Origin of the sequence: Amycolatopsis aidingensis (assembly GCF_018885265.1) — a bacterium.
Lineage (GTDB): Bacteria > Actinomycetota > Actinomycetes > Mycobacteriales > Pseudonocardiaceae > Amycolatopsis > Amycolatopsis aidingensis.
The window spans coordinates 1,961,400-1,983,002 of record NZ_CP076538.1 but is presented as its reverse complement, the minus strand read 5'-3'; the positions used below and the strand labels follow the sequence as shown (position 1 = coordinate 1,983,002).

Annotated in this window: 20 protein-coding genes; 14 read left to right on the top strand and 6 right to left on the bottom strand. The window is 71.1% G+C overall.

What is annotated here, in order from left to right; genetic code table 11:
* Positions 1 to 6: 6 nt before the first annotated feature.
* Genes KOI47_RS09425 through KOI47_RS09405 form a run of 5 tightly spaced genes read left to right on the top strand, consistent with a single transcriptional unit; the run spans position 7 to position 4,840 of the window.
* Positions 7 to 747, top strand: coding sequence for a sugar phosphate nucleotidyltransferase (locus tag KOI47_RS09425; protein ID WP_216215605.1), 741 nt, complete (start codon positions 7 to 9; stop codon positions 745 to 747).
* On the top strand, positions 747 to 1,661 hold the full coding sequence (locus KOI47_RS09420; RefSeq protein ID WP_232376643.1) for an NAD-dependent epimerase/dehydratase family protein: 915 nt from the start codon (positions 747 to 749) through the stop codon (positions 1,659 to 1,661). The genes KOI47_RS09425 and KOI47_RS09420 overlap by 1 nt, the downstream gene beginning before the upstream one ends.
* Positions 1,658 to 2,587: an endo alpha-1,4 polygalactosaminidase gene (locus tag KOI47_RS09415; protein WP_216215604.1), complete on the top strand. Its 930-nt coding sequence runs from the start codon at positions 1,658 to 1,660 to the stop codon at positions 2,585 to 2,587. The genes KOI47_RS09420 and KOI47_RS09415 overlap by 4 nt, the downstream gene beginning before the upstream one ends.
* Position 2,588: 1 nt before the next feature.
* The gene (locus KOI47_RS09410) at positions 2,589 to 3,890 is read left to right on the top strand and encodes a nucleotide sugar dehydrogenase (protein WP_216215603.1); all 1,302 of its coding nucleotides are present in this window, start codon (positions 2,589 to 2,591) and stop codon (positions 3,888 to 3,890) included.
* Positions 3,887 to 4,840, top strand: coding sequence for an NAD-dependent epimerase/dehydratase family protein (locus tag KOI47_RS09405; RefSeq protein ID WP_216215602.1), 954 nt, complete (start codon positions 3,887 to 3,889; stop codon positions 4,838 to 4,840). The genes KOI47_RS09410 and KOI47_RS09405 overlap by 4 nt, the downstream gene beginning before the upstream one ends.
* Positions 4,841 to 4,929: 89 nt before the next feature.
* Here the strand turns inward: KOI47_RS09405 and KOI47_RS09400 are convergent, their stop codons facing one another.
* The 5 genes from KOI47_RS09400 to KOI47_RS09380 all read right to left on the bottom strand — a co-directional run bounded on the left by KOI47_RS09400 (position 4,930) and on the right by KOI47_RS09380 (position 8,750).
* Positions 4,930 to 5,406 (bottom strand): nitroreductase family deazaflavin-dependent oxidoreductase, encoded by a 477-nt coding sequence (locus KOI47_RS09400; protein WP_216215601.1) that lies wholly within the window; start codon positions 5,404 to 5,406, stop codon positions 4,930 to 4,932.
* A gap of 2 nt (positions 5,407 to 5,408) precedes the next feature.
* Complete coding sequence (locus KOI47_RS09395) at positions 5,409 to 6,014, bottom strand: TetR/AcrR family transcriptional regulator (RefSeq protein WP_216215600.1); 606 nt, start codon at positions 6,012 to 6,014, stop codon at positions 5,409 to 5,411.
* A gap of 48 nt (positions 6,015 to 6,062) precedes the next feature.
* On the bottom strand, positions 6,063 to 6,734 hold the full coding sequence (locus KOI47_RS09390; RefSeq protein ID WP_216215599.1) for a potassium channel family protein: 672 nt from the start codon (positions 6,732 to 6,734) through the stop codon (positions 6,063 to 6,065).
* On the bottom strand, positions 6,727 to 8,097 hold the full coding sequence (locus tag KOI47_RS09385) for a TrkH family potassium uptake protein (protein WP_232376642.1): 1,371 nt from the start codon (positions 8,095 to 8,097) through the stop codon (positions 6,727 to 6,729). Before KOI47_RS09385 ends, KOI47_RS09390 begins: the two co-directional genes overlap by 8 nt.
* Before the next feature lie 164 nt (positions 8,098 to 8,261).
* Complete coding sequence (locus tag KOI47_RS09380; protein WP_216215597.1) at positions 8,262 to 8,750, bottom strand: Lrp/AsnC family transcriptional regulator; 489 nt, start codon at positions 8,748 to 8,750, stop codon at positions 8,262 to 8,264.
* 85 nt (positions 8,751 to 8,835) lie between these two features.
* Between KOI47_RS09380 and KOI47_RS09375 the strand changes: the two genes are divergently transcribed.
* The 3 genes from KOI47_RS09375 to KOI47_RS09365 are packed head-to-tail and all read left to right on the top strand — an operon-like array spanning position 8,836 to position 14,389.
* Positions 8,836 to 9,984, top strand: a complete 1,149-nt coding sequence (locus tag KOI47_RS09375; RefSeq protein ID WP_232376842.1) for a trans-sulfuration enzyme family protein — start codon at positions 8,836 to 8,838, stop codon at positions 9,982 to 9,984.
* A 35-nt stretch (positions 9,985 to 10,019) separates the two neighbouring features.
* Positions 10,020 to 10,739, top strand: coding sequence for a sulfite exporter TauE/SafE family protein (locus tag KOI47_RS09370; protein WP_216215595.1), 720 nt, complete (start codon positions 10,020 to 10,022; stop codon positions 10,737 to 10,739).
* A gap of 29 nt (positions 10,740 to 10,768) precedes the next feature.
* Complete coding sequence (locus tag KOI47_RS09365) at positions 10,769 to 14,389, top strand: hydantoinase B/oxoprolinase family protein (protein ID WP_216215594.1); 3,621 nt, start codon at positions 10,769 to 10,771, stop codon at positions 14,387 to 14,389.
* A gap of 3 nt (positions 14,390 to 14,392) precedes the next feature.
* Here the strand turns inward: KOI47_RS09365 and KOI47_RS09360 are convergent, their stop codons facing one another.
* Positions 14,393 to 15,088: a GntR family transcriptional regulator gene (locus KOI47_RS09360; protein ID WP_216215593.1), complete on the bottom strand. Its 696-nt coding sequence runs from the start codon at positions 15,086 to 15,088 to the stop codon at positions 14,393 to 14,395.
* A gap of 152 nt (positions 15,089 to 15,240) precedes the next feature.
* Here KOI47_RS09360 and KOI47_RS09355 point away from each other — a divergent pair, with 152 nt between their 5' ends.
* The 6 genes from KOI47_RS09355 to KOI47_RS09330 all read left to right on the top strand — a co-directional run bounded on the left by KOI47_RS09355 (position 15,241) and on the right by KOI47_RS09330 (position 21,564).
* A complete protein-coding gene (locus KOI47_RS09355; RefSeq protein ID WP_216215592.1) occupies positions 15,241 to 16,461 on the top strand; it encodes an NRAMP family divalent metal transporter in 1,221 nt (406 codons plus the stop codon).
* Between the two features lie 12 nt (positions 16,462 to 16,473).
* Positions 16,474 to 17,235, top strand: coding sequence for a LamB/YcsF family protein (locus KOI47_RS09350; protein WP_216215591.1), 762 nt, complete (start codon positions 16,474 to 16,476; stop codon positions 17,233 to 17,235).
* The gene (locus KOI47_RS09345) at positions 17,235 to 17,849 is read left to right on the top strand and encodes a 5-oxoprolinase subunit B family protein (protein WP_216215590.1); all 615 of its coding nucleotides are present in this window, start codon (positions 17,235 to 17,237) and stop codon (positions 17,847 to 17,849) included. Before KOI47_RS09350 ends, KOI47_RS09345 begins: the two co-directional genes overlap by 1 nt.
* Before the next feature lie 2 nt (positions 17,850 to 17,851).
* Positions 17,852 to 18,775, top strand: coding sequence for a 5-oxoprolinase subunit C family protein (locus tag KOI47_RS09340; protein WP_232376841.1), 924 nt, complete (start codon positions 17,852 to 17,854; stop codon positions 18,773 to 18,775).
* Positions 18,736 to 19,938, top strand: coding sequence for a pyroglutamyl peptidase (locus KOI47_RS09335; RefSeq protein WP_216215588.1), 1,203 nt, complete (start codon positions 18,736 to 18,738; stop codon positions 19,936 to 19,938). Before KOI47_RS09340 ends, KOI47_RS09335 begins: the two co-directional genes overlap by 40 nt.
* A 78-nt stretch (positions 19,939 to 20,016) precedes the next feature.
* A complete protein-coding gene (locus KOI47_RS09330) occupies positions 20,017 to 21,564 on the top strand; it encodes an endonuclease/exonuclease/phosphatase family protein (protein ID WP_216215587.1) in 1,548 nt (515 codons plus the stop codon).
* Positions 21,565 to 21,603: the final 39 nt, after the last annotated feature.

Here is a 21,603-nt window from a genome sequence, read left to right as displayed (position 1 = left end):
ATCTTCATGCATGCGGCCATACTGGCGGGCGGAGAGGGTGTCCGGCTGCGGCCGTACACCACGGCACTGCCCAAACCGCTGGTTCCGATCGGCGGGGAGTACGCGATTCTCGACATCATCCTGCAACAACTGAAGGCCTGCGGCTTCGACCGGGTCACCCTGGCCATCGGGCACCTCGGCTCGCTCATCCGCGCGTTCGCGGGCGACGGGGAACGCTGGGGCCTGCGGATCGACTACGCCGCGGAGGCGCGGCCGCTGTCCACCATCGGCCCGCTGCTGAACTTCCTCGACCAGCTGCCGGAGAACTTCCTGGTGATGAACGGGGACGTACTGACCACGCTGGACTACGCCGCACTGTTACGCGCGCACGAGCAGTCCACGTCCGCGCTGACCGTGGCCACCTACCAGCGCGAAGTGAAGATCGACTTCGGCACGCTGGAGACCACCGATGGGCATATCGTGGACTTCCACGAGAAGCCGACCCTGTCCTACGGGGTGAGCATGGGCGTGTACGCCCTCTCCCGCAAGACACTCTCCCCGTACCCGCGCAACGTCCCGTTCGGCTTCGACGAGCTGGTACTGGACCTGCTGTCCAGGCAGGTCAATCCGAAGGTGTACGAGTTCGATGGCTACTGGCTGGACATCGGGCGGCCGGACGACTACGACGAAGCCAACCGCAACTTCGAACGGCTCCGGCCCGCGCTGCTGCCTGCCGCCAGCGATACGGCGAACCTGGAATTCGCCTGATGCCGGCGCGAGTGCTGCTGTTCGGCGCGACCGGATTCCTCGGCAGCCAGGTCGCAGCCGCACTGGCTGAGGACCCGCGGGTGGGCGTACTGGTCCGCGCGGGACGTTCGGCGCCGGACGGCAAGGACTGGATCCGGCACGACCTGGTGGCGGCTGGTACGGACGAGCTGCCGGCCGTGCTCCGGCGGGTCCGGCCGGACGCCGTGATCAACTGCGCCGGGCGGCTCTCCGGCCGCACCACCGAGCTCGTCGAGGCGAACGTACTGGTCACGGCCAGGCTGCTGGATGCGATAGCCGAGCACGCCCGGGGAGCCAGGCTGGTGGTACTCGGGTCGGCCGCCGAGTACGGGGTGGTCCCGGTGGGCCAGCCGGTCGCAGAGAACGACCCGACCAGCCCGGTGGCACCCTACGGCGCCACCCGCCTTGCCAGTACCCAGCTGGCCAGGCTGGCCGGCGAGCAGGGCCGGGTGGACGCCGTGGCGCTGCGGCTGTTCAACCCGGTCGGGCCGGGCCTTCCCGCCGAGAACCTGCTCGGCAGGGCGGCCGCCGGGCTGCGCGACGCCATGGCCCGCGGCCGCGACCACATCCGGCTCGGGCCCCTGGACGCCCACCGGGACTTCGTGGACGTCCGCGATGTCGCCACCGCGGTCAGGGAGGCGGCCCTGGTGGACTGGCTCAAGGACCGGGTACTCAACGTCGGCAGCGGGATCGCGGTGGCGGCGCGGGACGCGGTGCGCCTGCTGGCCGAGACGGCGGGTTTCCGCGGTGAGATCCACGAGTCCGAACCGGCGCCCACCCGGTCCAGCGCGGTGAACTGGATCGCGGCGGACCTGACCCGGATCAGACAGGCACTCGACTGGGCTCCCCGGTACGACCTGCGCGCCATGGTCCGCGCGGCCTGGGAGCAGGGATGACCCGGTTGCGGCGGGCCGGGCTGTGCCTCACGCTCGCGTCCTGCCTCGCCGGGTGCGCCGCCGACGATCCGCCGACCGAGCCTGCCCCTGTTCCCGGGCGGGTCACCGATTTCGTCTACCAGCTGCAGAACTACCACGACGGCGGGCTCACCGAGCTCGCCTCGGGCGAACACCAGCTGGCGGTGATCGACCTGGCAAGGGACGCCGGGTCCGCGTACTTCACCGCGACGGAGATCGACGCGCTGCGAGCTTCCGGCAAGCGGGTGCTCGCCTACTTCGAGCTGGGCTCGCTGGAGAACTTCCGGCCCGACTTCCGCACGTTCCGTAACGAGAATCCGCAACTCGTGCTGAACGAGTGGGAAACGTGGCCCGGCGAGTACTTCGTGCGCTACTGGAGTCCACAGTGGTGGGACCAGGCGGTGCGGCCACGGCTGGACCAGGCGCTGCGGGCCGGGTTCGACGGGGTGTACCTGGACACCCCGCTCGCCTACGAGGAGATCGACCTCGCCCTGGTCCCCGGTGAGCGGAGGGAGACCCTCGGCCGCAAGATGGTCGAGCTGATCGGGCGCACCAGTGCCTACGCCAAAGCCGCCGATCCGGACTTCCTTATCGTCCCGCAGAACTCGCCGGAACTACGCAAGTATCCCGGTTACCTGGAAGCGATCGACGGGATCGGCATGGAGGAGCTGTTCTTCCTTGCCACCGACCGGCCCTGCACCAAGGACTTCTGCCGGACCAATCTCGCCGAGGCAAGGGCCGTACGGGACGCGGGGAAGTTCGTGCTCGCCGTGGACTACGCCCGGAGGGCGGAGAACATCCGGCACGCCTGCCACCGCTACCGCGAGGAGGGCTTCGCAGGATACGTCACCACCCTGGAGCTCGACCAGGTGTCCGCACCGTGCTCAGAACTGTCCGAAAAGGAGTGAAATGAAGATCGGCATCATCGGAATGGGCTACGTCGGCCTCACCCTGACCGCCGCACTGGCCCGCGCGGGCTACCAGGTGTACGGCGTGGACACCTCGCCCGCGGTGCTGGACGCCCTGCGCAGGGGGAAACCGCATATCTACGAGCCCGGCGTGCCGGAGGTGTTCGCCGAACAGCTCGAACGGAACATCCTGGTCTCAGCCGAACTACCGCCCGAAACGGTGGACGTCGCGATCATCTGCGTGTCCACCCCGGTGGACGAGGCGACGCACGAACCCTACCTGCGCAACCTGGCCGCGGCGGCCGAGCAGGTGGCGCTGCGGTGCGCCCCGGACACGCTGGTGGTGGTGCGCAGTACCGTTCCGGTCGGCAGCAGCCGGGAGGTGGTGCTGTCGCCGCTGCTGGCGGCATGGGGCTCGGCACATCTGGTGATGGCCCCGGAACGCACGATCCAGGGGCAGGCGTTACGCGAGCTGGTCGAGCTGCCGCAGGTGGTCGGCGGGCTGGACGAGGCGAGCCTGGAACGCGGGCTGGCCCTGTTCGGTGGGTTCACCAGGGAGGTCGTCGGGGTGTCCAGCCTGGAGACCGCGGAGCTGGTGAAGCTCACCAACAACTGCCACACCGATGTCATCTACTCCTTCGGCAACGAGGTGGCCCTGCTGACCGAACGGCTTGGGCTCGACCCGCTCGAGGTGATCAGGGCGACCAACCTGCACTACCCGCGGCCGGATATCGCCAAGCCGGGGTACGTCGGCGGCGGCTGCCTTTCCAAGGACCCGTACATCATGCTGGCGGGCGCGCAGCGCAGTGGGCACCTGCCGCCGGTGATCGGCGCGGCGCGGACGTTGAACGAGCGGCTGCCGGTGCACGTGGCCCGGCGGGTGCGCGAGCTGATGGCGCCCTCCGGCAAGACGCTGGCCGTGCTGGGCTGGGCGTACAAGGGCTGGCCGCCCACCGACGATATGCGCGGCACCCCGATCGCCGCGATGATGCCGGTGTTCGCCACCGCGGGGCTGCGGGTACTCGGCCACGACCCGCTCGTCTCGCCGGAGGTGATCAGGGAGCACGGCGGGGAGCCCGCGGACCTGACGCGGTGCTTCCGGGAGGCGGATGCGGTGCTGCTGATCACCGATCATCCCGACTATCGCGCGATGGACGCCGCCGGACTGCTCGACGGCTCCCCGGTCCGGCTGGTGTACGACTCCTGGCGGATCCTGGACGCGGCCGCGATCATCGGGCGCGGGGTGCGCTACGCCGGGCTCGGCTACGAACCGGCCCCGGTCGTGACGGCGGTGGGCCGATGAGGGTGCTGGTACTGGGTGGCGCCGGGTTCATCGGGCTGCACCTGAGCAGGCGGCTGCTGGCCGACGGACACCAGGTGACCATTGTGGACAATTTTTCGCGGGGAAAGGACGATCCGGAGCTGGCCGCGCTGTCCGCACCGGTGCTGCACGCCGATCTCACCGATCCGGCGGCCTACCGGGAGCTCCCGGCAGGCTGGGACCAGGTCTACCTGCTGGCCGCGGTGGTCGGGGTGCGCAATGTCGAGCGGGACCCGGCCAGGGTCATCCGGACCAACACGCTCAGCCTGCTGCACCTGCTGGACTGGCTGGAACCGGGCACCCGGCTGTTCTTCGCCTCCACCAGCGAGGTCTATGCCGGCGGGGTGAGCGCGGGGGTGGTCGCGGTGCCGACGCCGGAGACCGTACCGCTGATGGTGCGGGACGTCACCGCGCCCCGCTTCGCCTACGCGGTGAGCAAGCTGTGCGGCGAGGCCGCGGTGGTGCACACCGCGCGGGCCAAGGGAATCCCTTATGTCATCGGCAGGTTCCACAATGTGTACGGGCCGCGGATGGGTGCGGATCACGTGATCCCTGAGCTGTCCCTGCGCGCGATCGGGGGTGAGGACCCGTTCCCGGTGTACGGCAGCGAGCAGATGCGGGCCTTCTGCCATGTGGACGACGCCGTCGAGGCGATGGTCCGGCTGATGGGCACCGGGGCGGCGGCGGGCGAGATCGTGCACATCGGCAACGACACCGAGACCACGATCGCCGACCTGGCCGAGCTGGTGCTGCGGCTGGCGGGCCACCGGCCGCGGCTGGACCCGCTGCCCGCGCCTCCCGGGTCGGTGGCCCGGCGCTGCCCGGACCTGGCCAAGCTGCGCGCGCTCACCGGGTACGAGCCGAAGGTGGAACTCGCCGAGGGGGTCCGGCGCACCTTTCAGTGGTACGCCGAACACGCCGAACGGGTGTGAGCGCGTACCGGAACGGCAAACTCGTGCGCGTGGCGAGCAAACTCGCGTACGGGGACGGCAAACACGTGCGCGTGGGGAGCAAACACGGTTCAGGTGCGGGGGACGAAACGCAGGAAGGGGATCTCCCTGCCGACCGCGCGGTAGTCCTCCGCACCGCCGTCCACCATGAAGCCCATCAGGCTGGCGAGTTTGCGGGCCGCCCTGGGGTGGCGGCCGGCGTACCTGGCCATCAGCGCGGCACCGTCCTCGGCGGACAGCTGCTCCGCGGTAACCGGAATCGAGCGACGTCCGATATGGATGGTCACATTCGGTTGCTTGCGCACGTTGCGGTACCAGTCCGCCTTGGTGCCGAAACCGGAGGCGGCGAGATAGCTGCCGTCGGCCGCGTGCTCGACCACCTCGATCACGATCTGCCGCCGCTTGCCGGACACCCGGCCGGTATGCGTGAGCATCATGAACCGCTGGCCGAGCAACCAGCCGAACCCGGCACGGTAGAGGTGGATCGGCAGCCGGTACAGCAGCCTGCTGAGGCCCTTCGGCGGATCCGGCCGCTTGACGATCTCCATGGTCAGTTCCTTTCCCTCCGCGCGCTTCCGATCAGTTCGTCCAGTGTGGCCAGCGCGTCTGCCACCGGCAGTGCGGAGTCGAGCATCCGGTGCAGCATCAGCCCATCGAGCAAGGCGGCCAGCAGGGTGGCCGCGCCCGCGCGCCGTTCGGCTGGCAGCTCCGGATGCCGCCGCTCCAGCCACCCGGCCAGCTCCGCCCGCGCCTGCCGCAGCTGCTCGGACAGCACCTCGCCGAGTTCGGGCGCGCGCCGCGCGCCGACGATCAGTTCGGTGGCCAGCCGGGTGACCCGGTCGTCCTCGGTGGTCGCGGGCAGCATCCGGCGTACCGCCCGCAGTGCGGCCTGCCCGTCGGGGGCCCGCAGCAGCTCGGCGATCACCGGGTTGATGACCAGCTCGCCCGCCCGGCACGCGATCGCGGCATGCAGTCCTGGCAGCCCGCCGAAGTGGTAGTGGATCAGCCCGGGGTTCGCCCCGGCCCGCTCGGCGACTCCACGGCTGGTGACGGCGGGCCAGCCTTCCTCGGCCAGCAGGGCCACCCCGGCCTCGACCAACTGGTCCCGCCGCCGGGCACCCCGGCCCGAATTTGGTCGATCGACCAAGTTAGTCATGCGACCAACTTAGCATGGTGTCGCCGCAGGGCGTAAGGACGGCCCACGTCAGGTCAGATCGGCGAAATCCTCGACGTCCCTGGTCTCGCCCGCGACGATGAGAATGTCGTCGCGATGGATGACGGTTTCCTGGGTGGCGTAGGTGAAGCCCTGCCCGCGCCGCTTGATCCCGACGACCGTGACGCCGTGCTTCGTGCGCAGTCCGCTCTCCGCCAGCGGCCTGCCGATCGCCTCGTCCGGCGCCAGGGTCTTCACGATCGCGTAGTCGTCCTCGAACTCGATGAAGTCGAGCATCCGGCCGGTGACCAGGTGCGCCACCCGCTCGCCCATCTCGTGCTCGGGTAGCACCACGTGATGCGCGCCGATGCGCTGCAGGATCTCCCCGTGCTGGCGGCTGGTTGCCTTGGCCCAGATCCGCGGGATCCGGAAGTCGGTGAGCAGGGCGGTGGTGAGGATGCTGGATTCCAGATGGCTGCCGATGGCCACCACGGCGTGCCGGTACTCCGGCACCCCGAGCTGGCGAAGGGCCTCCTCGTCGGTGGTGTCCGCGGCGGCGGTGTGCGTGAGCTCATCGGCATAGCGCTGCACCCGGCGCGGGTCCGCGTCCACGCCGAGCACCTCCGAGCCGCGGGCGACGAGCTCGCGTGCGAGCGAGGCGCCGAACCGGCCCAGGCCGATGACGGCGACACGAGGGCTGCGATGACGGTCTGACCTAGCCAACGATGGGTCGCTCCTCCGGTAGTTCGTAGCGCCGGCCGCGTTCCCGCAGGGCCAGCGCGGAGGCCAGGGTGATGGGGCCGAGCCTGCCGAGGAACATCAGCCCGACCAGCAGCAGCTGGCCAGCCACCGGCAACTCGGCGGTGATACCGGTGGAGAGGCCCACCGTGCCGAACGCCGAGACCACCTCGAACAGCACCCGGTCCAGATCGAACGGAGTGATCAACAGCAACGCGGCCGTACCCGCCACGACCGCACCGACACCGAGCAGCGCCACGGTGATCGCCTGCCGCTGCACGGCGTTCGCGAGGCGCCTGCCCATGACGTGCACAGTGGGCTCGCCGCGGATCTCGGCCAGGATCACGAAGGCCAGCAGGGCGAACGTGGTGACCTTGATACCGCCCGCGGTGCCTGCGCTACCACCACCGATGAACATCAGGATGTCGTTGACCAGCAAGGTGGCCGGGCGCAGCTCGCCGACGTCGAGGGTGTTGAACCCGGCGGTGCGCGGAGTGGCTCCGTGGAAGAGGGCGAGCAGCAGCTTGTCCAGCACGCCCCGGGGTCCCATCGTCGCCGGATTGGACCATTCCATCGCCAGCACCGCCACGGTGCCCACGACCAGCAGCACGGCCGAGACCAGCAGGGTGATCTTGGTGTGCAGTGACCAGCGGATCCCGGCCCGCCCGCGACGATGGTGCCGCATGCGGCGGCCGAGCTCGAACAGCACGGGAAAGCCGAGACCACCGGAGACCAGCGCGATCATCACCGGCACCACGATCCAGGCGTCGGTGGCGTAAGCGGTGAGGCTGTCCGGCCACAACGCGAATCCCGCGTTGTTGAACGCCGAGATGGCATGGAACACACCCAGGTAGATCGCCTCTCCGAGCGGACGGCCATAACCGGTCATGAAGCGCATGCTCAGCACGGCGGCGGTGAGCACCTCGAACACGAGGCTCAGCCTGAGTACTCCGACCACCACGCGCCCGATGTCCCCAAGCCGCAGGCTCTTGGTCTCGGCCTGCGCACCCAGCCGCATCCGCAGGCCCAGCCTGCGGGCCACCAGCATGCCCAACAACGACGCCAGGGTCATGATGCCGAGACCGCCGACCTGGATCAGCCCGAGCACCACCAGCTCGCCGAAGGTCGACCAGTGCCCTGCGGTGTCCACCACCACCAGGCCGGTCACGCATACCGCGGACGTCGCGGTGAACAGGGCGGTCACCACCTCGAGCGGAGGGCCGCCCTCGGTGGCCACCGGCAGGCTCAGCAGCACGGTGCCCGCCACGACCGCCACGCCAAAGCCCAGCACCACCAGCCGCGCGGGATGGCGGACCGTGGCAGCCCGCCGCTTGATGCCCGTTTTCACCGATATATCCCGTGAAGCACGGAATCGACCGCCAACCTCATCGGAATCTCGTCCACGTTCTCGAATTCCTCCACACGACAAACCGGACATCAACAGCACGGCTGCGCCAGCGTCGCACAAAGCCGCAGGTGACTGCCGCGTCGTTGATGTTTCCCTAACGCACGCTACTCATTCCCGGAGTCCGCGGCCGGGCGGACCGGGCCGCCGCCCCATTGCTGGAAGATCAAGGTGGTCTCCACATGGGCGACCACGTCCTGCGAGGTCAGCTCGTCCAGCACGAACCGTTGCAGGTCCCGCACCCCGGTGGTGGCGATATGCAGCAGGTAGTCGTCCGGGCCCGCGACGTGGTACAGCGCGCGGGTCTCCGGCTGCGCGCGGACGTGCTCGACGAACGGCCCTACGACCGGCCTGCGGTGCGGGCGCACCCGGATCGCGAGGAAGGCCTCCAGGCCGCGCCCGACGGCGGCGGGGTCGATCAGTGCGGTGTAACCGAGGATCACCCCGGCCCGGCGCAGCCGGGCCACCCGCTCCAGGCAGGTGGATGGCGCGATCCCCGCGGCCTTGGCCAGCTCCCGGTTGGTGATCCGTGCGTCGTTCTGCAGTTCCCGGAGGATCACGAAGTCTGTCGAATCCATGTGCACGGTTTCAGTCATCAGCCGAATCATATGCGGCGTCCTCCCAACCAGGCCGCACCAACTGCATGCTGGCGGCGTGAACAGCAAACCTGACTTCGACACCATGGCAGTGCACGCCGGTCGGGAGGACCTGGTCGAGCTGGGGCTGCACGCTCCCCCGCTGGACCTCTCGACCACCTACCCGGCGCGGGACAGCCGTGCCGAGGCCGCAAAGCTGACCGAGTTCGCCGAGGGCGGATCGCCTGCGGGGCAGCCGGTCTACGCCCGTCTGGACAATCCCACCGTCGGCCGCTTCGAGCGGGCGCTGGCCGAGCTGGAGGGCGCAGAGCAGGCGGTGGCCTTCGCCAGCGGGATGGCCGCGTTGTCGGCCTGCCTGCTGGCGATCGTCGCCGCCGGCCGCCCGCATGTGGTGGCCGTCCGCCCGCTGTACGGCACCAGCGATCATCTGCTCGCCTCCGGGCTGCTGGGCACGCGGGTGAGCTGGGCGAGCCCGGAGACCCTCGCCGCGCAGCTGCGCCCGGACACCGGACTGGTGCTGGTGGAGACCCCGGCCAACCCCACGCTGCGCGAGCACGACCTGCGCGACCTGGCCACCGCCTGCGGTGAGGTCCCACTGCTGGTGGACAACACCTTCGCCACCCCGGTGCTGCAACGGCCCATCGAATGCGGGGCGGATCTCGTGCTGCACAGCGCGACCAAGTTTCTCGGCGGGCACGGCGACGTGCTCGGCGGGATCATCGCCTGCCGCGAGGACTTCGCCCGCAGGCTGCGTCAGACCCGCTTCGTCACCGGAGCCACACTGCATCCACTGGCCGGTTACCTGCTGCTGCGCGGCTTGTCCACCCTGCCGGTCCGGGTCGAGGCCGCCTCGGCGACCGCGCACGAACTGGCCACCCGGCTGGCCGAGCATCCCGCCGTGCGGCGGGTGCACTACCCGGGCCTCGACCCGCTGCGTCCACCAGCCCAGCTGCGCGGCGGCGGCCCGCTACTGGCCTTCGAGGTGGCGGGCGATCCGCACGCGGTGATCGGCGCGGTCCGCCTGATCACCCCCGCGGTCAGCCTCGGCAGCGTGGACAGCCTGATCCAGCACCCCGCCTCGCTGAGCCACCACATCGTCGGGGAACAGGACCGGAACGAGGCCGGGATCAGCGCGGGGTTGCTGCGGCTGTCCGTGGGGCTGGAGCACGTCGAGGACCTCTGGGCCGACCTTGCGGCGGCCCTGGAAACGAGCCGGAAGGCGCCCGCGGGATGATCTCGACGCGGGGGTGACCACGGGAAGGGGGGCCGATGCCGACCATACTGCTCGTCGCGGGCGCGGTGGTGCTGCTCGGCGCGCTGCTGCAGGGTGCCGTCGGATACGGGATGAACCTGCTGTCGGCTCCGCTGCTCGCCCTGCTCGATCCGGCGCTGGTCCCGGTGCCGCTGCTGCTGGTCGTCACCGTGCACTCGACCATGGCGATGCTGCGGGAGCACACCGACACCGACTGGCGCGGGGTCGGCTGGGCGATGCTGGGCCGGATCCCCGGCGTGGGGCTGGGTGTGCTCGCGGTGGCCACGTTGCCGCAGCGGCTGTTCGCCGCGGTGGTCGGGGTGGCCGTGCTGATCTGCCTCGGCCTCTCGGTCACCGCCTGGCGGCCGCGGCCCGCGCCAGCCTCGCTGTTGCTTGCCGGAACCGCCAGTGGGGTGATGGGGACCGCCGCTTCCATCGGGGGTCCCCCGATCGCACTGCTCTACCAGCACCAGTCCGGCCCGCGGATCCGGTCCACCCTGGCGGCCTGCTTCGCGATCGGCTCGGTGCTGTCCGCGGCCGGGTTGGCGGCCGGGGGCCAGATCGGGTCCCGGCACCTGCTGCTGGCCGCCGGGCTGGTGCCCTTCCTGCTGGTCGGTTTCCTGCTGTCCGGCCCGGTGCGCGGGCTGCTGGACGGTGGCCGGATCCGTACCGCGGTACTGGCGGTGGCCGCGGCCAGCGCGGTCGCGCTCATCGTGCGCAGCGCCGTGGCCGTGTGATACTCCGTACCCGTGCGGAGGGAGTGTGCGTGAGCTGGCAGTTCTGGGTCGACCGTGGTGGAACCTTCACCGACGTCGTGGCGCGCCGGCCCGATGGCAGCCTGCTGACACACAAGCTCCTCTCCGCCGATCCCGGGCGCTACGCCGACGCCGCGGTGGCCGGGATCCGCGCCCTGCTCGGCGTGCCGGAAGGCAAGCCGGTTCCCGCTGGCTCCATCGATGCGGTGCGGATGGGCACCACGGTGGCCACCAACGCCCTGCTGGAACGCAAGGGTGAACGCACCGTGCTGGTGATCACCCGCGGTTTCGGGGACGCGCTGCGGATCGGCTACCAGAACCGCCCGCATATCTTCGACCGGCACATCCGGCTGCCCGAGGCGTTGTACGAGCGGGTGATCGAGGCCGGGGAGCGGGTCACAGCCGCGGGCGAGGTGCTGCGAGCGCCGGACCTCGACCGGCTGGAAGCCGAGCTGCGGCGGGCCTACGCGGACGGGTTCCGCGCGGTCGCGGTGGTGTGCCTGCACAGCCACCTCTACCCCGAGCACGAGCGCCGCATCGGGGAACTGGCCGAGCGCGTCGGCTTTCCGCAGGTGTCCCGTTCCGCCGAGGCCAGCCCGCTGATGAAGGTGGTGCCCCGCGGGGACACCGCGGTGGTGGACGCCTACCTCTCCCCCGTGCTGGGCCGCTACGTGCGGCAGGTCGCCGGGCAGCTGGAGGACGTCGAAGGGCCGGGCACCGCGGGCACCGGGGCCCGGCTGATGTTCATGCAGTCCAGCGGAGGGCTCACCGAGGCGGGGCATTTCCGCGGCAAGGACGCCATCCTTTCCGGGCCTGCTGGCGGGATCGTCGGCATGGCACGGATGTCGGAACTCGCCGGGTTCCGGCGGGTGATCGGTTTCGACATGGGCGGCACCTCGACCGATGTCTCACACTACGCTGGCGAGTACGAGCGGGTGTTCGACGCGCAGGTCGGCGGGGTGCGGCTGCGAGCACCGATGCTGGACATCCACACCGTGGCCGCCGGTGGCGGCTCGATCCTGCACTTCGACGGCAGCCGGTACCGGGTCGGCCCGGACTCCGCGGGCGCCGACCCCGGGCCCGCCTGCTACCGGCGCGGCGGGCCGCTGACCGTCACCGACGCGAACGTCCTGCTGGGACGGGTGCAGCCGGCGCATTTTCCGCGGGTGTTCGGCGAGCACGGGGACCAGCCGCTGGACGCAGAGCTGGTACGCGCGCGATTCGCCGAGCTCGCCGCGGAGATCCGGGAGCGGACCGGGGACGACCGCTCCCCCGAGCAGGTGGCCGAGGGCTACCTGCGCATCGCGGTAGCGAACATGGCGAACGCGGTCAAGCGGATCTCGGTGCAGAAGGGCCATGACGTCACCCGGTACGTGCTGACCACCTTCGGCGGGGCAGGCGGGCAGCACGCCTGCGCGGTGGCCGCCTCACTCGGCATCGAGACGGTGCTGGTGCCGCCGATGGCGGGCGTGTTGTCCGCGCTGGGAATCGGACTGGCCGACACCACGGCCATGCGCGAGCAGTCGGTCGAACTCGGGCTGAAACCCGCCGCACTGGACCGGGTCGAGGCGACGGCGGACACGCTGGAGCGGGCGGCGCGGACGGAACTGCTCGAGGAGGGGGTGCCGGCCGAGCGGATCACGATGCGGCGGCGGGCGCAGCTGCGCTACGACGGCACCGACACCACGGTGGCGGTGGAACTGGCGGGCCATGCCGAGATGATCGCCGAGTTCGAGACGGTCCACCGCGCCACCTACTCCTTCCTGCTGGACCGGCCGCTGGTGGTGGAGGCGGTCACCGTGGAGGCGGTGGGGCGTACCGAGCAGCCGGACCTCGGCAGGCTCGGCATAGTGTCCACTATGGACGACGAACCCGAGGACACCGTGGCGCTGTACGCGGGTGGGCGGTGGCACCGGGCGCCGCTGCACCGCAGGGAGCGGCTGCGGCCGGGCACCACCGTGTCCGGACCGGCGATCCTCACCGAGGCCAACGCCACCACCGTGGTGGAACCGGGCTGGCGGGCGCGGGCCACCGAGGCGGGGCACCTGCTGGTCGAGCGGGTGCGGGAGCAGGCGGACCCGGTACCGGCGACCACCGCGGCGGATCCGGTGTTGCTGGAGATCTTCAACAACCTGTTCATGTCCATTGCCGAGCAGATGGGCTCCCGGCTGGAGGCCACCGCGCAGTCGGTGAACATCAAGGAACGACTGGACTTCTCCTGCGCGCTGTTCGATCCGGAAGGAAACCTGATCGCCAACGCCCCGCATATGCCGGTGCACCTCGGCTCGATGGGCACCAGCGTGAAGGAGGTGTTGCGCAGGCGTGCGGGCACCATGCGGCGCGGCGAGGTCTACGCCGTGAACGATCCCTACCACGGCGGCACCCACCTTCCGGACATCACCGTGATCACCCCGGTGTTCGACACCGCGGGCGAGTCGATCCTGTTCTACGTAGCCTCCCGCGGGCACCATGCGGATGTCGGCGGGCTCACCCCCGGCTCGATGCCTGCGCACAGCAGGGACCTGCACGAAGAGGGGGTGTTGCTGGACAACTGGCTGCTGGTGTCCGAAGGCGAGCTCCGCGAGGAGGAAACGGTGCGGCTGCTGACCGAAGCGCCCTATCCCTCGCGCAACCCGGACACCAACATCGCCGATATGCGGGCACAGATCGCGGCGAACCAGAAGGGCGTCGACGAGGTGGCGAAGATGATCGACCACTTCGGACTCGACGTGGTGCAGGCCTACATGCGGCACGTGCAGGACAACGCGGCCGAGGCGGTGCGGCGGGTGATCGACACCCTGGAGGACGGCGCGTACCGCTACGAGATGGACTCCGGCGCGGTGATCTCGGTACGGATCGAGGTGGACCGGGAGGGCCGGTCGGCCACCCTGGACTTCACCGGCACCTCCGCGCAGCTGGACACCAACTTCAACGCGCCGTCCTCGGTGGCCACCGCGGCCGTGCTGTACGTGTTCCGCACCCTGGTCGCCGATGACATCCCGCTCAACGACGGCTGCCTGCGGCCGCTGCGGCTGGTCATCCCGGAAGGGTCGATGCTCGCGCCGGGCTACCCCGCCGCGGTGGTCGCCGGGAACGTGGAGACCTCGCAGGCCATCACCGGCGCGCTGTACGCGGCGCTGGGGGCGCAGGCCGAGGGCTCGGGCACGATGAACAACGTCACCTTCGGCAACGACCGGTACCAGTACTACGAGACCATCGGCTCGGGCTCCGGGGCAGGCGATGGGTTCCCCGGCGCCAGCGCGGTGCAGACGCATATGACGAACTCGCGGCTCACCGACCCGGAGGTGCTGGAGTGGCGCTTTCCGGTGCTGCTGGAGGAGTTCGCCATCCGGCGGGGCAGCGGTGGCACCGGGCGCTGGCGCGGCGGTGACGGAGCGGTCCGGCGGTTGCGGTTCACCGAGCCGATGACGGTCTCCACCCTGTCCGGGCACCGGAGGGTGCCGCCATACGGCCTGGCGGGCGGCTCGCCAGGCGCCCTTGGCGTGAACCGGGTCGAACGCGCCGACGGCACCGTCGAACCCCTCTCCGGCTGCGACTCCGTGGACCTGCGACCCGGCGACACCCTGATCATCGAAACCCCCGGCGGCGGCGCCTACGGCCCGCTGCTGTGAGTGTCAGGTGGCTTGGCGGTAGGCCTCGACCAGCTGGGCTTCGGCGGTGTCGAAGTACTGCTCCAGCTTGCGTTCGGCGGCGCCCAGCTCGCCCGCGGCGATCAGGTCGGCGATGCCGCGGTTCAGCCCGAGATAGGGTTCGTGCAGCTCGCGGGGCCTGGACACCACGTGGAAGGCCAGCCGTAGCTCGGCGGCCAGCTGGCTCATCATGCTGTCCACCCTGGGGCTGCACGCCAGTGCCGCGAGCGCCTGGTGAAAGCGCATGTTGGCGGTGCCGACCTCCACCCACTGCCGCTGTTCGGCGGCCCGCTCCCCCGCGGTGACCGCCTCGGCCACCGCCGCGACCAGCTCCGCCGACGCCCCGGCCGCCCCGCGGACGGCGCTGGTCTCCAGCATCCGCCGCACCCGGTACAGGTCGACCACATCGGCGATGGAAAGCACCCGGACGAACACGCCGCGGTGGAACTCGTGCACCAGCAGCCGCTCGTGCACCAGCAGGCGGAATGCCTCACGCAGGGTGTTGCGGGAGACGCCGAGCGCCTTGCCGATGCTCTCCTCGGACAGCTGGGTCCCCGGCGGGAGCGCGCCCTCGATCACGTGCTGACGCAGGACATCCGCCACCCGCTCGGCGGTGCTGGTGCGGTCGAGCTGCGCGCGGTTACCCGCGAGCAGGTCCACCCACGGGTCGGTGGCGGTCATCAAGCTCCTCGTCCTCGGTAACCCCGGGCGGTACCGCCCCAGTCTAGCGATCTTCCCGTCCCACGAGGGTATTGCAATATTGTTCAACAATCCTTACCTTGACTTGAACTACATCGGCCCACACGCCCGCTTTGTGTAGGACGGAGATCGTCATGGCAACCGAGAGCGGCACGGCAACCGGAACGGACAAGGTCAAGCGCGGCGCACTGCTCGGCGCCGTGTTCCTGATGGCCACCAGCGCCATCGGCCCCGGTTTCATCACCCAGACCACCGAGTTCACCGTTCAGCTCGGCGCGGCCTTCGCCTTCGCGATCCTGATCTCGATCCTGGTGGACATCGCGGTGCAGCTGAACGTGTGGCGGGTCATCGGGGTGTCCGGCCTGCGGGCACAGGACCTCGGCAACCGGGTGCTGCCGGGTCTCGGCTACCTGATCGCGGCCCTGGTGGTGTTCGGCGGCCTGGTGTTCAACGTCGGCAACATCGCGGGCACCTCACTGGGCCTGGACGCCCTGTTCGGGCTGGAGGTCAAGATCGGCGGCGGGATCTCCGCGCTGATCGCCATCGGGATCTTCCTCAGCAGGCGCGCCGGGGTCGCCATGGACCGGGTGGTGGTCGCGCTCGGCGTGCTGATGATCGGCATGACGGTCTACGCCATGATCGTCTCCGGCCCGCCGGTCGGCGAGGCGCTGCGCCAGTCCGTACTGCCGGAGGACATCGACTTCCTCGCCATCACCACGCTGATCGGCGGCACGGTGGGCGGGTACATCACCTACGCCGGGGCGCACCGGCTGGTGGACGCCGGGATCACCGGCCCGGAGCGGGTGGCCAGGGTCAGCCGGGGCTCGGTCACCGCGCTGCTGCTCACCGGGGTGATGCGGTGGGTGCTGTTCCTGGCGATCCTCGGCGTGGTCGCGGGCGGGTACGTGCTCGGCGAGGCCAACCCGACCGCCGACGCCTTCCAGCACGCCGCGGGCGAGGTGGGGCTGCGGCTGTTCGGGATCATCCTGTGGGCGGCGGGCATCACCTCGGTCATCGGCGCCTCCTACACCTCGGTGTCCTTCCTGGTCACCTTCGCGCCCTCCTTCGAGCGCAGGCGCAACTGGCTGGTGGTGGGTTTCGTGCTGGTCTCCGCGGCGGTGTTCCTGCTGCTGAACCAGGCCCCGACCACCCTGCTGGTGCTGGCGGGTGCGCTGAACGGCCTGATCCTGCCGGTCGGCTTCGGGGTACTGCTCTGGGTCGCGCTGCGCCGAGGCGACCTGCTCGGTGGCTACCGCTACCCGCGCTGGCTGCTCGGCATCGGTGTGCTCGCCTGGCTGCTCACCCTGTACCTCGGCGCGAACTCGCTCGGCGGCATCGCCGACCTCTGGAACTAGGAGCATTCCACAGTGGATCTGAACGTGGACCTCGCGGAGGGCTTCGGCCGCTGGCAGCTCGGCGACGACGACGCGCTGCTGCGGATCGTCAGCAGCGCCAACGTGGCCTGCGGTTTCCACGCAGGCGACCCCACGGTGATCCGGCGGGCCTGCGCGCAGGCGGCCACGCAGGGGGTGGCCGTCGGCGCGCAGGTCGGCTACCGCGACCTGGCCGGGTTCGGCAGGCGATTCATCGACATGCCACCGGATGAGCTGACCGACGAGGTCATCTACCAGATCGGTGCACTGGCCGGGTTCGCGCGGATCGCGGGCACCGAGGTCCGCTACGTGAAGCCGCACGGCGCGCTGTACAACGCCATCGTGCGGCACCGGGAACAGGCCGCAGCCGTGGTGGCTGCGGTGAGCCAGTACGACCGGGGACTCGCGGTGCTCGGCCTGCCCGGCTCGGTCTGGCTGGACCTGGCGCGGGAGGCGGGACTGCGTACGTTCCGGGAGGCCTTCGCCGATCGCGCCTACACCCCGGAGGGCACGCTGGTGTCCCGGCGGGAACCGGGGGCCATGCTCACCGATCCCGGGCTGATCGCGCGCCGGTGCGTGCGCATCGCCTCTGGCGAGCCGATCGAGGCGATCGACGGCAGCACGATCACGGTGCAGGCCGACTCCATCTGCGTGCACGGAGACAGTCCAGGGGCACCGGCCATCGCCGCGGCCGTGCGGGACGCCCTGCTCGCGGCCGGGGTGCCGCTGGCCGCCTTCACCGGCGGCGACCGGTGATGCGGATCCTGCGGTGCGCCGACTCCGGGCTGCTGGTGGAACTCGAGGACCTCGCCGCGGTGCGGGCGTTGTACGCCGCGCTGTCGGCCGCCGTCCCGCCCGGGGTGACCGATCTGGTCCCGGCGGCACGGACCCTGCTGCTGCGGGTCGATCCGGACCGGGCCGACCTCGCCGCACTCGAACGGGTCGTGCGCACCACCCCGCTGACCGCGGGCGACCGGCTGGACGAGGGACTGCTGCGGGTTCCCGTGGTGTACGACGGTGCGGACCTCGCCGCGGTGGCCAGTGCCACCGGGCTCACCGAACGCCAGGTGGTCACGGAGCACACCGGTACCGAGTGGACGGTGGCCTTCGGCGGTTTCGCACCGGGTTTCGGCTACCTCGCGGGTGGTTCGGCGCGGCTGGAGGTACCGCGGCGGGCGGAGTCCCGCACCAGGGTGCCCGCGGGGGCGGTCGCGCTGGCGGGCCCGTTCAGCGGTATCTACCCGCGGGAGTCCCCCGGCGGATGGCAGCTGATCGGGCGCACCGAGCTGGAGATGTGGCGGCCCGACCGCGATCCGCCCGCGCTGCTGCGCCCCGGCGTGCGGGTGCGGTTCGAGGAGGTGACCGGGTGACCGTGCTGGAGGTGCTCGAGACCGGGCCGCTGGCCACCGTGCAGGACCTTGGCAGGCCCGGCTACGCGCATATCGGCGTCGGCACCTCCGGCGCCGCCGACCGGGGATCGCTGCGCCTGGCGAACCGGCTGGTCGGCAACCCGGAGGGTGCCGCGGGCATCGAGGTCACCCTCGGTGGCCTCACCGTCCGGGCGGACCGGCAGAGCACCATCGCGGTCACCGGTGCATCGTGCCCGGTGACCGTGGACGGCAGGCGGCAGGCGGTGAACACCGTGCTGCGCGTGCCGGCGGGAGCCCGGCTGCGGCTGGCGCACGCCGAGCACGGCCTGCGTGCCTATCTCGCGGTGCGCGGCGGGATCGCGGTCGAGCAGGTACTGGGGTCCCGTGCCACCGACCTGCTCGCCGGCACCGGGCCCCCGGTGCTGCGGCCGGGTACGCGGCTGCCGATCGGCCTGCCACCGGCAGGCTTCCCGGTGGTCGACCAGGCCCCGGTCCCCGGCCCGGCCACCGGCACGCTGAGCCTCACCGTGGTGCCTGGGCCACGCGCGGACTGGTTCCTGCCCGGCGCGCTGGACACCCTGCTGCGGAATTCCTATGTGGTCACCCCGGAAAGCAACCGGGTCGGCATCCGGTTGGACGGGCCGGACCTGCCCCGTGCCCGGCGGGATGAGCTGCCGAGCGAGGGCATGGTCGCGGGCGCGATCCAGGTACCGCCGTCCGGCAGGCCGACCCTTTTCCTTGCCGACCACCCGGTGACCGGCGGTTACCCGGTCATCGCCGTCCTCGTCCATTCCGATGTGGACAAGGCGGCGCAGGCCCGCCCCGGCACGATCCTGCGGTTCCGGAGGGCAGGCGGACCCCGGGGAAGCAACGAGGAGGAACAACGATGTCCGAGTCGTACCGTTCGGGCCGCCCGGCGCCGTTGACCGTCGAGGAGCGGCGGTCCGCCCTGCCCGTGCCAAGAGAGATCCTGCGCCGCAGCGGGTTCGACCGGTTCGAGACCCATCTCGCCGGCTTGCTCCGTTGCGCGCCGGACCGGATGACGGCCCGGATCGCGGTCGCCGCGCAGGCCAGGCGCCTCTGGCGGGCGGCGGTGCACAGGGCGCAGGGCCACGCCCATCCGGGCACCCTGCCCGCCGCCGACGACCGGCCGCTGTACTGGGCCAGGCTGCGGTTGACCGGCCTGCTGCGGCAGTGGACGCCCCGCTTCCAGCTGGACGAGGCGGAGCGGGCCCAGCTGATCGCCGTGTTGGAGGCGGCCTCCCGCGGCCAGGACGCGGTGCGCTACCCAACCGGCTTCCGGCGGATCCTGGTCAGCGGCTTCGATCCGTTCCGGCTGGACGGCGATATCCGCCGCAGCAACCCCTCCGGCGCGGCGGCGCTCACGCTGGACGGCACGACGGTACCGACCAGGTCGGGGCCTGCCCGGATCAGGGCGATGCTGTTCCCGGTGCGGTGGCGGCCATTCGAGCTGGGCATGGTGGAGCACGCCCTGCTGCCGCACCTGCCGGAGGTGGACCTGTTCACCACCCTGAGCCAGGGCAGGCGGGGACAGTTCGACCTCGAACGGTTCAACGGGCGCTGGCATGAGGGCATCGACAACGAGAACGCGGCACGCACCGGCTGCACGGTGCCGATCCCGCCGGAGGTTCCCACCGTCGAGCCCGCGCCCGAGTTCGTCCCGGCCACCCTGCCGTACGAGGAGATCGGGCGGGCGGCCACCGGCCGCTTCCCGGTCCGGGACAACACCGGCGTGCTGGAGATCCCGCGCGGTGCCACCGAGCCGGTGTTCCGGCCGGACGGTCCAACGCCAGGGTCGGCCGCGCGGGCTGGCGGCGGGGGCGGCTACCTCTCCAACGAGATCGCCTACCGGGCGACCCTGCTGCGTGACGCGCTCGGGCTGGACCTGCCCGGCGGGCATGTGCACACCCCGATCCTGGAGTTCGGCCCGTACAACTCCGGGCAGCTGACCGACCCGGTGTTCGAGCGCAACCAGCGGGACATCACCGCGCAGCTCCGCTCGATCATCACCATCGCCGCGGGCAGCATCGGCCGCGCTCCCGACCAACGAAGGTTGCGGTCGGGGTAGGACGCGCGTTACCTGTGGGTCATGTTCCGCTCACGAGCCCGGCGGACACTGGGGCGTCCCATGATGCGAGGAGGTAGAGTGCGCAGGCTGAGCACGTTGCTGCTGGTGCTGCTGACCACGCTCGGCATGGTCGCCGCCCCGGCAGCCGCCGAGCCGGACGGCACACTGACCCTGGCACGGGACACCGTGCCTGCTGGGGAGCCGATCACCGTGGCGTACTCGACCCCGCGGCCGCACCAGAAGAACTGGCTCGGCCTCTACACCGAGCCGGGCAACGGGCCGGTGGACCAGACCTACGTCGGCCCCTCGCTGCGCTGGGTCTACATCTCCGGCGCCGAGGGCACCGCGACCCTGCCGACCGAGGGACTCGAACCCGGTGAGTACATCGTGTACGGGCTGGCAAGGGACGGGTACCGGTGGCTGGCCGAGCCGGTGCGCCTGCGGCTGAGCGGCACCGGGCCGGCGCATTTCGTGACCGGCGAGTTCGATCTGCGCAACGCGCAGGCGAAGGCCCCGTACCAGGCGAGCGTGCGCGGGCTGGTCCGCGGGAACACCGAGGGCCTGCGGTTCCGCAAGCTGTCCGGACCCGGCTGGGTGACCGTCGCCGCGGACGGCACGGTGTCCGGAACCCCGCACCCCGCCTACTCGGCGAAGACCACGACGTTGCGGATCGAGGCCCGCAACGAGCACGGGGAGCGGGACACGGCCACGGCCAGGATCGAGGTCCGGCCGCCCGGCGCCCGGCTGGTGCCGGAGCTGAAGGTGCTGAGCTGGAACCTGTGGCACGGCGGTAGCCAGGTGAACGGGGCACGGGAGAAGCAGCTCCGCTTCCTGCTGGAGTCCGATGTGGACGTGGTCGGGATGCAGGAGACCTCCTCCACCGCGGGCAGGGCGCTGGCCGAGGCACTCGGCTGGGACTACTACCAGGCTGGCTACGACATGGCGGTGATCAGCCGGTATCCGATCGTCGGCCGCAGCGAGCCGCCTGCCGAGTCCGGGCTGGCCGGGATGAGCGCGCGGATCCGGATCGACGAGCGGCGCCGCGAGGACGTCGTGCTGTGGAACGTGCACCTCGGCTACACCCCGTACGGCCCCTACGACGCCTGTTTCGGCGGGATGACCGAGCGGGAGCTGCTGGCCCGCGAGCGGCAGTCCGGCCGGACCGGACAGATCACCGACGTGCTGGCCGCCATGCGGCCGGAGCTGGCCGAGTCCGGCGACACCCCGGTGCTGCTGGTCGGCGACTTCAACGCCCCCTCGCACCTGGACTGGACCCCGCGGACCGAGCGGTGCGGCGGCTCCGCGGTGGACTGGCCCACCTCGGTGCTGCCGGAGCGGGCCGGCCTGCGCGACTCCTTCCGGACCGCCAACCCGGACCCGGTGGCCGATCCCGGGACCACCTGGTCGCCGATCTTCCACACCTTCGAGGGCGGCTACGGCTACGACGAGCACAGGGGCGAGCCGGAACCGCAGGACCGGATCGACTTCGTGCACTTCGCAGGCGAGCTGGAGGTCACCGGCTCCCGCGCGGTGGTGGCGGGCGACCCGAAACCCGCACCGGAGCACGAGGACAACGAGTGGACCTCCGACCACGCGGCGGTGCTCACCACCTTCCGGGTCGGCTGACCCCAGGTCCCCCGGCGTGTTTGCCCGCCGCGCGCGCGT